Source organism: Prolixibacter sp. NT017, assembly GCF_009617875.1.
Classification (GTDB): domain Bacteria; phylum Bacteroidota; class Bacteroidia; order Bacteroidales; family Prolixibacteraceae; genus Prolixibacter.
Genome location: NZ_BLAV01000001.1, coordinates 3,240,932 through 3,255,028, shown reverse-complemented (window position 1 = coordinate 3,255,028; position 14,097 = coordinate 3,240,932). Strand labels below are relative to the sequence as shown.

Sequence of the window (14,097 nt, the reverse complement as noted above, 5' to 3'; positions counted from 1 at the left end):
TCGGAATACCTTGATTACCGATTGGCATTTCTGTTTTCAATTGTATTTTCTATTGGTAAGAATGGCGTGATGGTGCTTTCATTCTTTTTTCAGAACGGGTTCCACTGGCCTGGTGTCCAAACCGAACCACCATTTTCCGGTCGGCGATGATTAAACCATTTGCATTGTCGACAGCCCTGTTGGCTTCATAATCGTGCTCCATCTCCACAAAACCAAATCCTTTACTTCGGTGCGAGCCTCTGTCGCGTACAATTCTAACAGAAGTAACATGTCCGTATTCTGAAAAAAGCTCGTACAAGTCTTCTTCAGATATTCGGTAATCAAGATTTCCTACATAAAGCATCATAACAAGGTATTTAAGATTGGTATAGGCTATGTTATAAGATTAATCTAAACTGTCGGGAGCTACTTGTTTAAATAGAGCGCGTAACTTTAAAATTAATGAATTTTGTTCTGATTTAAAATGTTTTACAGTTACTTTCTGAAGGGAATATTTATATGACAACCCGACCTCATACAGGTGTGATACCGCTGAGATAAAAAAATAAACGCCGGATTATCCGGCGTTTTCTACTATTCTAAATAAATCGTTAAAATCGAAGAATGGCTGCGCCGGCGGAATATCCACCACCAAAAACGGTGATTCCTAAAAGGGCATCCTTTTGAATGGTGTCCATATTTTGTGAAAGACAGATACCGGTACTGGCTGAACCAGTATTACCGAGTTCACGGATATTGGTAAATATTTTGTCTTCATTCACCGAAAGCTGACCTGCCAGATTTTTGATAATGCGGTGATTGGCCTGATGGGGAACAATCCAGTCGAGATTGTCGAACGACAAGCCGCATTGTTCCGAAGCTTCTTCCAGTGCAATGCGCATGTACTGGCACGCCTGGATGAAAACATCCCTGCCATCGGGCATTTGCAGTCCGTCCCGTCCCGGTGTCAGGTAAACAGCTTCAGGACCTTTACTGATGTGTCCTAACCCACGGCTATAGATGCTGAGGAATTCGGCAGGTTTATCGCCCAACGGCTCATCGCTAATAAAAAGGGCAGTAGCCCCATCGCCCCATAAATGGCCACTTTTTTCACATGTTTCATCGCTGAAAGCCGTGTTGTGTTCTGAAGCGATAACCAAAGCCTGTTTTGATTTTCCCATGGCGAAGTACCCTTCAACAACTTCCAGGGCATTGACTAAAGAAGAACAAGCCGATGAAATATATACCACCTGTGCATCTTTGATATGAAATTCCCGTTGAACAACGTGTCCCATGGTGGCCACCGTGTCGTAGGGTGAATACGAGGCGCCGACAATCAGATCAACATCGCGGATATCGAAAGGGAGAGACGGTAGTGCATTTTTTACGGCCTCAACCGCCATGGTATTGGTATTTTCATTTTTCGCGGCTTTTGAACGGGTTTTGATTCCGGTCCGTTCAAAAATCCAGGAATCAGATAAACCATTTACCTCTTTGAAGTATCCATTGGGAACCCTTTCCTTGGGTAAATAGTGCGATACAGTGTTTAGAAACATTTTCATTTTTATGATGATGGTATATAATAAATATCTATCTGGTCTGTGGTTTGATTCCCTGAAACAGAATTTTAGTGCAAAGGTTTAGTGTGGTTTGATATTTTGAACCGAAATCATCTTCGATAAATTTTGGTTCAAAACCTTTGATGGTAGTATGTGCAATATCTGCTGTGAGGTCGGGATTTTCGATACTGAAAGAGCCCGAGTTGTTTCCTTCCCGAATAATTTCAGTCAGGTAAGCTTTTTCCCGGACATCCAGCTCTTTTCTGATTTCCTCAATTCGGGGTTGGTTATTCAGAAAATCGGAACGAAGTGAGCGGTTTCTTTTGACCAGGTCCTCCAACGCTTGCATACGTACAGCTACAAAATGTAGAAACTTTTTTTCGGGCGATAAGTTGGATTTGACGACTTTCTGTAATCGGTTGAGAATTGCTTCAATTTCACTTTTAACAACGGCCCGGTACAGATCGTCACGGGTTTTGTAGTACATGTAGAGCGTTCTTCTCCCCAATCCGGAAGCACGAGCCACATCTAACATCGTGGTTTTGCCGATGCCTTTGTTGGCAAAAAGTTTCCTGGCTACATTCAATATATTGTACCGTGTTTTTTCTTTCATAATAAAAAATGCACATATTGGTCTCTTGTGTGCAAAAGTAGTGATTTCTCGTTTGATTATCGACTCTGGATTCTCAAATGACAGTTGATAATCAAGGGATAAATATTGTCTATTTCATTTTGCTGGGGTAATTAGTTGTTTGTGAAGATTGTATGATGTCTTATCTCTGCCTTCATATTTGTGAGTGTAATGAATTGATTTTATCCTTAAAATTTTAGAATAAAAGTTATAAATGCTATTTTATATAAGGAAACGTCTTTGCAATGTTTTCAAAGAGTGGAAGTGTCGAAATGACTGTATTTATTGATGTTTGTGAGAATTAGGTTATAAGACACATAAATAAATAATAATTTATTATTGATAAATCGTTACATAATGTTAAATTCGCATACGTTTAAAAACAAAGACCAAAATATTTATGGGGCGTTTAAGCAAGAAACAAGTGTTTTTGTTAACACTTTTTGTCTTCGCACTAACCCCGTTTCAGTACTTATTCGGACAGAGTGATAAAGATAGTGAGCCGGGAGAACTTCGGGGAAGAATCCTCGATATGAAATCAAAACAACCGATTGAGTATGCTAATATCGCCTTATTCCGTTCAGTTGATTCAGTGTTAATTAACGGAACAGCGTCAGCAAGAAACGGCTCGTTTGTGCTAAAGAATATTCCTTACGGGAAATATTTCATGAAAATTCGTTTTATGGGGTATTCGCCACGGGTGATGACGAATGTAGAACTAGCTCAAAAACGAAATCCGTTTATCCTCGGAGATTTGTTTCTGGAACCTGATGTGAAGCAACTTGGTGAGGTCGACGTTGTTGAACGTACCGGGGGGGTGAGTACCAAGCTGGATAAAACCGTGGTGAACGTCGGCAACCGGATGGAAGGAGCAGGAGGAACCGTGGTTGACCTGCTGCAGCGTGTTCCATCGGTCAATGTAACGCCCAGCGGTAACCTGACACTGAAAGGAAGTGAAAATTTCCTCGTATTAATTGACGGAAAACCTTCTCCACTGAAAAGTAATGAAGCTCTAAAAAGCATTCCCAGCGACAACGTGCAAAAGGTTGAGGTAATTACCAATCCATCCGCCAAATATGACTCGGATGGAACTGCCGGCATCTTGAATATTATCACGAAGAAAGGCCGGGGCGAAGGATGGGATGGTAACATCACGCTTGCTCATGACCAGATAGGCGGTTATGCTTCCGATTTCATCATTAATCATAAAGCCGGAAAACTCAGCTTTTTTGTGGGAGCCGACCATAATAAACGTAATATGGAAGGGGACGCGACGTCAGTTGTAAAGAATTACCAAAATGGATATTTGCTTCAGAGTAACCAGGACGGCAGACGTTATTCTTACCGAAAAAATACCGGCGTTAGAGGAGGTATTGAGTTTGCTCCATCGAAAAAAGATGACCTGTTACTGTCGGCAACTGCAGGAACTTATTATGTATTGAATCATGCCGATTTCGATATGACCTATTCTTCCAACGGTCCGGATTCCTATGATATAAAACGTATGAGTGTTGGCGAAAACCGGAGACCCGGAGATTACCGGGGAGCCTCGTTATCCTATTCCCATGCGTTTAACAATAAAGGGCATAAACTGGAAATCACCGGGCAGTGGAACAATACTTCGTTTGACAACCGGATGCATAATGAGCTGAAAGACGAAACCGGAAATCTGACCAACTGGATGAAGACGAAGGATTCGCGCAACGATGATGATAGTCGGATTAATCTGGATTATTCTTTGCCGTTGGGCGACAAAAGTAAGTTCGAAGCCGGGTATCAGTTCCGCAAAGAGAAAGAATCTTCCAACTACACGGCAGATTTATCTCGGGCAGGTACAGAGCTGTCTGCTTTTTCGGTTGGGGACTCCAAAAGCAGCTTGAGTCGTGAGATTCATGCGTTTTACAGCCAGTACCGGAAGAATTGGGAGAAAATGGAACTGCAGTTGGGACTGCGAGCTGAACATACATCGAGATTGCTGAACAGTGTTACCGATAACTGGCAGAAAAAAGTCGACAAGTGGGATTTATTTCCATCATTCTTTCTGAATTATCATTTGCCTCATAAGCAAACGATGAATCTTGCTTTTTCGCGAAGAATTGATCGGTTGACGACTATTCAAATGGAGGCCAATCCCAGGTGGTTTGATTTTGACTACGTTCAATCAGGAAATCCATTCCTCGATAACGAATACAACAACTCGTTGTCGTTAACCTATTCCAATTCCTTCAAAAGTAATAGCATCACGTTGAAAGGGTATTACGATTATTATAAGAACCATATTTTCAAAGTGCAAAGCATTTACGCAGGAACAGTCGTCAATTACAAATTCGAAAATGTGGGAGATGAAGATGCGCTGGGATTGGACGCCACGTTCAATTTTAAGATGAATAGCTTTTGGACAATGATGCCCATCTTCAATTTTTATAAGTTCAGGGTGAAGACGGTGGGCGAACTCGCTCCAATTTATGGCACTCGTGGTGATGCAGGAGTGAATATCCGATGGTCGAATTCATTCAGAATCAGTGATAATACCTTTTTTCAAATCATGCCAACCTACGGAACCGGCGTGAAAAGGCCACAGGGTAGCAATGAGCATATCTTTTACACCTATATATCTTTTCGCCAGCAGTTCCTGAAAAAAAGACTGTCGTTGACCTTGATGGCTTACGATATTTTCCGCACTACGGATATTGTGACGAAAGTTGACGAGCCGGATTTTTACCAAACCACGTCGATGAAACCCAATTATCCCATCCGCTTAACGCTGTCATATCGCATCAACAATTACAAGCGTGATAAGCGGAAACAGGCGACCACAGTGAATATGGATTAATACCAAAACGGTCTATTTTTTTACATTGATTTTGAATACGTCGGCATAAACAAGACGCGGTTCGTTGTTGGGCGGGAGTCCATCGCCTCGTTGCCGAAGAGTTGTTTTTAACTGCTCGCCGGAACGCTCATACTCCCGGATGATAATCTCGAAGGGAGTGGAGCGGTATTTTCCGGGCAAGTTAAAGTCTTTTACCAACCGAAAATATCCGTTGTTTACGTTTTTTTCTGAAACCGCTATCGTGTAGTTGTATCGCGAAAGTGTTTTGTCCGTGCGGTCATCATCTAAAATTGCATCAATGGGTTGCGCCAGTTCCGGGTCGATAAAAGTAATTTCGAAATAACTGCCCGGATGGTTGGGATAAACATGGGAAACCAAACCGGAAATGGTTATTCTAAACCGAGAGTTATTAGTGTCGTTGTTGAACTCAATATGGGTGCGCCTGTCGGGAAGAAGCTGCATGAAATCAGCGGTAACAGGTTCGCTAAGGCAAACGTCATGATTTCCTTCTCTTAGTGAGTTTTCCTGATAACGAGCCAGGATCAACCGGATAAACGGGAAATACATCCGCTGCGTGCTAATGCTGATATCGGCGTACCATTTTTTCCGCTGCTTGTCAAACCGAACCGGATAAATAGCCGCATCTGTACGGATATTTTTAACTCCGGGGTGCTCCAGATTTCGAACGGTTTCTGCATTGAAACCAAAATCATCCGGTAATGGCCCGGTTTTATCGGGTTGTGTCGATGGATGAATCGGGTCGATTCCCCACATGGTGAAGTTGGGATTGTAACGCTGAGTCGCCCGCATCATGGCGGTTTTATCTTTGTTGCCTTGCGGCATTAAAAGGATGGCCAGTTTTTCTCCTTCACCGGATGAGAACCACGGACGGTCCATGTAAACACGCAATCCACCACCATTTCGTTTGTGAATCATCACTTTGTTACCGTCCGATTTTTCCCAATGCATCAGAGGCAGAACATATTCTACTTTCGGAATGGCCGGGCGGGCTGTGGAAAGAATATTCACCTTCTCAAACCAGGGGCCTTCGCGTTTTACCGGTTTAGGTGTTTCGTCGCTTTCGCAGACAAACATTTCCGCATAGCGCGAAGTTCCTACCGGGCGATAATCGACCCAACGGTGTTTGGTATCGTTGAACCGGTGCACCAACGGGGGAATTGCCAAAACAAACCCACGATAGGTAATGGTTTTGAACGTAACATCAGGTTTCATATGGAACAACTGGACAGGCTTCTGATCGGGCTCTATTTTTTTGATCATGGGGCCAGCCATTCTCAGTTTCATCTGTGGCTTTTCTTTGGCGGTACTGATATACCCAAACTGTTTCTCGGATTCGTGATAACCAACTACAAACTGGTCGAGTTGTGAATTGGCATCTACCTCTTTGGGTTCCGTCAATAAGGGATTGTCGTCCATGTCTTTCCAGTGTGCCTCGACATACATCTCTTCCGTACTGCGGGCATGAATTTTCAGCTTCGTATTCAAATCGGCATCCGTCGAGCCAAAATCTCTGGCTGGTTGTATTACATCGATTTTCGGCTCTTCTACCGGTTGTTGAACGGCATGAACCAGTTCTAGTTCACGGCCGGGACTGAGCATCCAGTGCCTGCCGGTGAAAGCTAGTTGTTTCAGTTTTTGGTCTCCAGGTGATTCTTCTTTCAACATCTTCCAAACGCCCGACAGCGACTGTAAATCGGTGGAGCGCCAGAATGAAGTGAATTTCAGTTTCAGTCGATAGCCTTTCGGCAAACGAACAGTCAACATCCGGTCGCCGGAGCTCCAGGTTGCCCCGAAGTCACCTTCAGCCAGTTGAATGCGCAGCGAGCGATATTTCAGCCAATCGCCTTCGCCTTCCGCGTTGTTTGTTGGATTGAGTTCACTGGAAGAGAAAAAACTGAAATAGCGTGGGTCGAATGTTTTTTCGTGCGTTTTTTCATAACCATCAGCCAGGAAAACGGCTACACCGGCTGCAGCCGGATCGGGAATATATTGGATCGAAGCTTCCGATTCGGAGTAGATTTTGTCTTTCCCGTCAGCCATCACTTCCGGCGATTTCTCCCGGCCCACGATGAGCTGATACATCTCACGTGCGGCGTCTGGATTACCGTCAAATGCTTTGTCGAAGCGTCCATGAGTTTCGGCCATCAGCTGGCTGTTTTCCGGGGGAAGCAAATGACGGGCAGTTGTCCCGTTTCCAGTACCCTCGGCTTGTTCGTATGCCTCGGCGGTTTGGTCGTAATTACTCCGGATTACCAGCGATTCAGGTGTTTCCCCCTGCCGCAAAGCGTTGGCCAGCAGAAGCAGCGGATTAGAAACCGGTTCGTAACGCTGGTAAACAAATCCGGAAATGATACATTTATTTGGACTATCAGTCTCGCTTTTCAGCGCTACGCTATTCCCTGTAAGGTCAACTGTGCGGACACGAATGTTGTATGATTTTCCAAAACGCAGTCGCGGAAGCGTACCCGGAATGATTTCCGACTGAACATTCAATTTGAAATTCAATGTTGGGTCGAACGCAAACTTTTTTTGTTCGTCAGCCATGGTCCGGTGAACGTAATCATGGCTTTTGTCGGGCGACGAGTCGTCTGCTTCGTTAATGGCCAACCCGGGACGTGGAACAGAAAGACTCCAGCCTTCCCAGCGAAAGAGGGTTTCACTGACAAAAAAGTCATCCGGGTTTTCCGGATCCTGACTGGCTGCCATCTGCAGAAAACCTTCGTCAGGCTCTATATCACTTATCTCGGTGGGATTGTTGTTTTCGTCGTAATAGTTTACCCTGTCCTGTTTCCGGTGAAGCGAATACCATTTATCCGGTTGCTCGCTGTAAGCGATGTCCATCCGGTATCCCAGCGTTACGTCTTCAGCGTAAAGTATCTCTTCCGGCGCAATAATATTGTGCTCTCTTTTTCGGTAATGCGTAGCCGAAAAATCGGCCTGGAGCTTTTGTGTGATTTGAAACCGGTGGTCGACAAACACATCGATGTCGTTTTTGATGATACCAATTCCGGCACTGCGCATGGGCGGCATCCCTTCTTCATCTTCTTCCTCGTCTTTTTCGTGTGCCAGATTCAGTGCCAAATTGGTGATGGTCATGCGCTCGATTTGCTGATTTTGTTCCGTTACCTGAATCTGCCTGATGGAATTCTTCTCAATTTGGTTGTCGACCATTTCAGAGAGCTGGACAGCTGTTCCGTCGGTGTCGATCTGGTTAGCTGAGAATTCCGGAGTGTTGATTTTGACAAAGCCGTTGTGCAGGAACGTATCGTTTTTTTCGCGGGCGTAGAATCCGTCACTGGTTAGCCGATAAGCCGTTCGGGGAGTCGAAATTTCGGTTTCTACTTCCCAGTCGGTCACCGACGGATAAATCTTGAGTGTACTTTCCGGGGCAACATTTTCAGGAACCGGGACGAGAAAATCGAGTACCAGACCAAATTTCCGTTGCAATTGCGGATAGCTTCCCAAAGCGGCCAAGATATCGTGAAACTCAAATTCTGGCTTTTCAATCTTTAGCAAGGGCGCTTGCAGCATTTTCATTTTGTACTTGTGAAAATCACGCAACTGAACAAAATTGTATGCCGGTACCTTCGCCTGTAATTTCAATTCTTTATAATTCCTGGCGGAAAGGAGTTTACTGTGGTCTTCTTCCAGCGTGTTATTTTTGACCAGTTCGCGGGTAACCATTGGTCGGATGTTGGTGATGGGTTGTCGCTGGAACTGCCTGATTTGGGTTTCCTGCAAAGGCCTGAAACGTCCAATGTTCTTCACCTCGGTATTCTCGAGTAGAACTTTTCCGCGAACAACTTTCTCCGGCGATTTTGTTCCGAATTGCGTGTACGTTTTCAGCAGAAAGGTTTTCATCGACGCCACCTGGTAGCTGTGTATCCGCGAAAGCGTGTAGTCTTCTTTTTTATAGCTTTCCACCTTGATATCTCCGTGGAAAAGATCGCCCCAAAGAGATGGATCGAGTTTATCCTGAACCGGTTGAATAACACTTTCCTTACCGTCCATATTCAATGTAAACTGCATTGCATTCAGCTCGTCGTGCCATTTCAGTACATCAGGAAAATCCTTGAGTTTTAATTTGCCCGAACCCGCCAGTTGAATGGCAATAGCCAAAGACAAGCGCAGGTAATCCTGACCATTTTGGCTGGTGCGTCCGTTAGGAAGTGCTGTGAAAAGAATGGATTGTTTCATGATTTGCTCGGATTAGGGGTTAGGCAAATGCTTTGCAGTAGTCGAGCCATGCCGGCTCAGGAATCGTATCAGAGAATAATGGGTCGGCATCGGCGGCCCTAAGTTCGCGTCTTACTTTTACGGTAACGCTTTTGCTGAAGAAGAGTACCTCTATTTTTACCTTGACGCTGGCCTCACCGATCATCTTTTCGACTTTCTTCACCGTCTCGCCATTAATCATTTTGTTGACGATAATCGCATTCAGCGACAGGTAAAATTCCATGCTCAGTGTGATAATGCCGAGTATCGACAAGTTACCGTTGATGCGCAGGTAACCGGAGAGTTTCGAGATTGACTGGTCGTTTTCGTACTCGATGCTGTAATAGAAGCCGCCGGCCACCTGTACGCCGCCACTGGCGACACCCACATTGAGCGATAAGCCAGCGGAAAACTCGAAGGCCGCTTCCAGTTTGGTCAATCCGGCAATCGAGGTCTGCAAAGCGAAGAAGCCTCCGCCGCCAAAGAGACTCACTCTTAACAGGAAGGGATTTTGCCGGGAGCAGAAATTAAATCCAAGTGTCAACGGATCGCCTGTAAAGGGAAGATAAAGCGAAGCTCCGAGCGACACGTTGGCCAATGAGAAAATTCCGACTTCGATGGGCGGAATCTTCAAATCGTATCCCGCACGAATGCCAGCACCTTCCAGTTTGATGGTGACACCCTCGCCAAAGCCTCCAGCCGGAATAATCTGCTGCAAGCCGTTAACAAACGAAAGTGATCCGAGGAAACGCAACGGAACTGTACCCAACTGAACTTTGACATCTTTCTTGGTTTGTGTTCCTGCTTTGAATGTCAGTTTCCGGAAATCAACGGCTATCATACCACCAATCGAGACATTGAAATTTTGCATGCTGGCCATAACTTCGACTTGTGGTGGTGTTTGTGCATCGATCGACTTAACCATCCGGTTGTTGATGGTTAACGTATTATTCGGATCATCAGCATTGAGCGCGATAAAACCGTCGAAAACCTTGGTCGTTTTATTAAATTCGGGCTGCCACCGGTATTCGGCCACAAATGAATTCCCTACCCGGTAGGTTTTTAAATTTGGAATACGTGGCGTCTGACCGTTCATGAAGTCTCGTACCTGGTTGGCCAGACTCTGTAAATTAGTGGTTTTTGTGGCTATTTCATTTTTAAGCTTTGCAATATCCTCGGTTTTATTTTCGGCAATGGCTTTCTCCAGTTCGGCCTGTTTCAGTAGGATTTGTTTTCTGACTTCATCAATCTGTTCCCGGTAGAGGGAAAGTTTATTTTTTAGCTGATTAAACGCGCTTGCTCCCAGGTTGACCTGATTGAGGAGTTTTCCCAGTGGCAGAGCCCCAAAGATTTTCGGAAGGTTGAATCCGGGAATATCCGGTGTATCCGGAAAAAATTTATCTGGCTCAAAGCTCAGTCCGGCGATGTAATTGACGTCTCCGGAAACAGGACCGAAAATCTTGGATAATCCACTCACCGAAATATTGGGGGAGAGGAAACCTCCGGTTTTATCGGCACCACCGTTGAAATCGATAGGAAGTTTTTGGTCTTTCCACATTTTCGACCAGACGGTTCCTTCGTTGCGGTCGTCATACAACTCGATTTTGACCGGTTGTTTTTGGCCGGTAAACTCTTCGGCGGCTTTAACCAAAACTTCCGCATAATCGATTTCCGGATAGAAATTCAGGTGCGTGCCCGGATAGGAGTAAGGTTTGGCTTTAAATCGCAGAGTAACGGTCTCAAGGCTTGTATCATCCGGTAAAATACTGTCAGCATAAGCAATTTGCTGCCCGTTTAAGTCAGCTGTTCTTGCGTTGTTGTATTTATTTTGCTGATTGTAAATGTTTATGACATCGTTGATATGTTGCCCCAGAAAGTCAGCATAATCCTCAATGAACACCATCGGGCAGCGGAAATGAATGGTGGTGCCTTCTTTATCAACGGCTTCCATTTTAAACCGGAAAGGATTGCTGCCTACATTGATCAGGAAGTTCTGTGCCGGTGAACTGACCATAGATGTGGGCAAATCGATGGCAGGTGTAACCAAACTTACCAGACGAATGGACTGGAATGGAAAGGCGTTGAATTGATTGTTCGCAGTGTACGGGTCATAGAAGAACTCCGGTTCTCTCACCACGACGAACATCCGCTGAATATCGGCCGCCGAACGGGTGGGGTCATCGAATTCACGCTGCGTAATCTTAATGAGTGCTGCTTCATGCCCGAACGGGAAAAGATAACCGCGTCGAACGATCCTGACAAACTGGTCGCGACCCAATGTGGCCAAGTGTTTCCAGTCGATGAGGGAGAAGCCGGCATCTTGAATATCCTTGTAATCAAAATTACCGTGAGCATCGAGCCAGCCTCCCAAAGCAGAAAGCATCAGTCGGTTTACAGCTACCGCTCTTGGCGTGAAATCTGCTCCATAGTGCGAAGTTTGATGCACCAAATCATTTCGGTCTTTGGCATTGAGTGAGGCTCTGAATGGAATTTCTACATTGTTCCCGGGATATTGAAGATTTTTGCCGTTATAAACATCTCTGGACCAGATCGCCCGTATCGTGCTCAGGTTTTTGAAAACTTCTTCGGAGACTTCACCGCTTTTCAGTTGAACTCCCATTCGGGTATGCCACAACTCGAAAATCTGATTCTGGTAAGGAACTTCCTGTGTCGCTTCAGTGTTAGCCGATGAACCGATTCGCCGCATGGCCATCATCGGTTTTAATTCTATCGAAGTCTTTGGTCGGTAGCTGTCGTCATACGAGTTGATTATTTGGAGAATATGACGGAAGCCTGCCAGTTGATTAGGTGAAATGAACAACCTTCCGGGGATTTCGAGCGATGTTTCCATGCCGGTAGGGGGAGTGAAGAAGTTGACAGGTCGCATGTTGGCAAAGTTCATTTGCCTGAGCTGTGTCAAAGTGGGAACCGGTGCCGGAAGAAACTTGCCGGCATTCTGCTCCTCATAGCGTTGCTCAGAGACCTCTTGCTTTCGCGAATGCGCCGCAATGCGAATTTCCGATTCCGTGGCTTTCTCTGTATTTCTAATAATGGAAATATTGAGAGGCTTCATATTTTTAGGAATGGAAATCTGCGCTGGTTGCCTGAAACGACGGATATTGGCCGGAATGATCATCCGGGTAGTATTCAGTCCGGTAAAAAGCCAGGCCCTGGGATTGATGCGTAGCTTAAAGCGTTCCCAACTGAGCAGTTGGTTGACTATTAGCGGCATGCCTTCGAATTCTTTGGAAAGCTCAAAAACAAGCCGGCTTTTCCCTGCTGTTTCAAACTTAGCCGGAAGAGCTACCGGTTGATTACTGCCTGTTGCGTTGGCACCCGGTTCGTTGGTCTTTAATTCGCTGGTGCGGAAAAAGGCTTCCTCGAGAATGTGTTGCGGCGGAAAATAAACCACCATGTATCCGGGCTTATTTGCATCACGCAATTCGATAAATGATTGTTGTTGCTTGTTGGTATACCGGCAGTTATAAAACTCAAATGAAAGTTCGACCAAATCTTCAGCCCGCAACATCGAGAGACGAATGGGGACATCAAGTTGGAGTCGTGTGTATCTGACCTGCGGATTGATTTGAATATTCGGACTCGAATTCGCCTCGCCGGAAAGAATAATTTGCTGCGGAAGCGATTGTACCGGCAGGCTCACGGCGCCCTCAATGCCGATGCGGGTTCCTGCCAAAGGAACGGCACAGGCAATCAATTCATTTCCATTATCGCCGATTGTCAGCTGGAAATTATCGTCGACTTCCGGTTCGTCGTGCAGGCACAAGGCTGCACCCGGAATGTTAATCCAAGAAGGTGAATGGCCTACCTTTCCCTGAAGTTCGATCGATTTTCTCTCTCCGTAGTGCACCGAGAGAATGGATTCATTCAACGGGAGGGAGGCTTCATCTCCGAAAGGGTGGTAGTAATAAGCCGGGCTATTTTCTTCACCACAGTAGGCCAGCAACGTATTTTGATAATACGATTTTTCCCTGTCAAACAGGAGCGCGTTTATTTGCTGACTTGTTTTTTCTGAAGAATTCGATATCCTGTCAGAATTCATAGGAACAGGTTTGTGGATTCCTTTTCCCGGAAGGGTGAAATTCAAAAATGAAACCGGGCTTTTTAGTTTCGTATACTGAAGATTGGGGGAGAGTTCAAATCCCGAAAACCGGAGTGATTCTCCGGAGAAAGTTAGTTTCATTTTGGAACGCAGGCGAACATGAAGTTGCCAGTCGTAGCTGATTTCGACATTTGCCAGCGAGCGAATGGAAATCGAGTCGGAGTGATCCAGTTTGATAACTTCATCTATAGGAATGCTACCGCGAACGGTTTTCCCATTCAACCACTCGTCGAGCGAAAGTTGTTGGTCAATTCCCAGCTTATCGAATCGGATATGAAGCTGCCAGCCCCAGGTGCCAGGTTTAAGGGTAGCAGTAAAATCGGGCGATAGTTGGAGTCCCGGGAAGCGGCTTCCCTTTAAACGAATCCTGATTTCCTTTTCGTTCTGTTGAACACGATAACGCGGACGGCCCCCCAACAACGATTTGTCAATGGTCCAGTTGTGATGGTTGTAAGCGATGGTGAGCTTGTGGAGAGAATGATGGAGGACCGGTCTCTGGTGGAGAGTGTCGTTAATCAGGTCGACGGCCGGGTTCCAGGAAACCAGCGTAATGCCTAATTTTTTCAGCATGTTGCGCCGGCTGTTGCTTCGTAGCCTGCTTTCTTTCGAGGTTAGAATCAGGGACCGAAGCGCGGAAAAAGCAATCTTGTCTGTCCCCATATCTGAAATTATTTCAATTAAAGATATGAGATTATGTACAAGATGTCAATACATTGATTTAGAATAGATAGTCTTCCAT

At 45.4% G+C, this 14,097-nt stretch carries 6 protein-coding genes; 1 reads left to right on the top strand and 5 read right to left on the bottom strand.

Annotated elements, in window-relative coordinates:
• Window positions 1-49 precede the first annotated feature (49 nt).
• The 3 genes from GJU87_RS13470 to GJU87_RS13460 all read right to left on the bottom strand — a co-directional run bounded on the left by GJU87_RS13470 (window position 50) and on the right by GJU87_RS13460 (window position 2,151).
• Window positions 50-346: an RNA-binding protein gene (locus tag GJU87_RS13470; RefSeq protein WP_106541805.1), complete on the bottom strand. Its 297-nt coding sequence runs from the start codon at window positions 344-346 to the stop codon at window positions 50-52.
• 244 nt (window positions 347-590) lie between these two features.
• Window positions 591-1,541, bottom strand: a complete 951-nt coding sequence (locus GJU87_RS13465; RefSeq protein WP_228491994.1) for a 3-oxoacyl-ACP synthase III family protein — start codon at window positions 1,539-1,541, stop codon at window positions 591-593.
• A 28-nt stretch (window positions 1,542-1,569) separates the two neighbouring features.
• A complete protein-coding gene (locus GJU87_RS13460; RefSeq protein WP_153639996.1) occupies window positions 1,570-2,151 on the bottom strand; it encodes a TetR/AcrR family transcriptional regulator in 582 nt (193 codons plus the stop codon).
• A gap of 418 nt (window positions 2,152-2,569) precedes the next feature.
• Here GJU87_RS13460 and GJU87_RS13455 point away from each other — a divergent pair, with 418 nt between their 5' ends.
• Window positions 2,570-5,002 carry a TonB-dependent receptor domain-containing protein gene (locus tag GJU87_RS13455; RefSeq protein ID WP_153639995.1) on the top strand — a complete coding sequence of 811 codons (2,433 nt, stop codon included), beginning with the start codon at window positions 2,570-2,572 and terminating at the stop codon, window positions 5,000-5,002.
• 12 nt (window positions 5,003-5,014) lie between these two features.
• Here GJU87_RS13455 and GJU87_RS13450 read toward each other — a convergent pair whose 3' ends face one another.
• Together GJU87_RS13450 and GJU87_RS13445 are read right to left on the bottom strand one after the other, a co-directional pair.
• Window positions 5,015-9,220: a hypothetical protein gene (locus GJU87_RS13450; protein ID WP_153639994.1), complete on the bottom strand. Its 4,206-nt coding sequence runs from the start codon at window positions 9,218-9,220 to the stop codon at window positions 5,015-5,017.
• A gap of 19 nt (window positions 9,221-9,239) precedes the next feature.
• On the bottom strand, window positions 9,240-13,928 hold the full coding sequence (locus tag GJU87_RS13445) for a hypothetical protein (protein WP_153639993.1): 4,689 nt from the start codon (window positions 13,926-13,928) through the stop codon (window positions 9,240-9,242).
• Window positions 13,929-14,097: the final 169 nt, after the last annotated feature.

Bases quoted from the DNA above. Each gene is read 5' to 3' on its own strand.
- GJU87_RS13445 (WP_153639993.1), bottom strand. From the start codon at position 13,928: ATGCTGAAAAAATTAGGCATTACGCTGGTTTCCTGGAACCCGGCCGTC.
- GJU87_RS13460 (WP_153639996.1), bottom strand. From the start codon at position 2,151: ATGAAAGAAAAAACACGGTACAATATATTGAATGTAGCCAGGAAACTT.
- GJU87_RS13455 (WP_153639995.1), top strand. From the start codon at position 2,570: ATGGGGCGTTTAAGCAAGAAACAAGTGTTTTTGTTAACACTTTTTGTC.
- GJU87_RS13450 (WP_153639994.1), bottom strand. From the start codon at position 9,220: ATGAAACAATCCATTCTTTTCACAGCACTTCCTAACGGACGCACCAGC.
- GJU87_RS13465 (WP_228491994.1), bottom strand. From the start codon at position 1,541: ATGAAAATGTTTCTAAACACTGTATCGCACTATTTACCCAAGGAAAGG.
- GJU87_RS13470 (WP_106541805.1), bottom strand. From the start codon at position 346: ATGATGCTTTATGTAGGAAATCTTGATTACCGAATATCTGAAGAAGAC.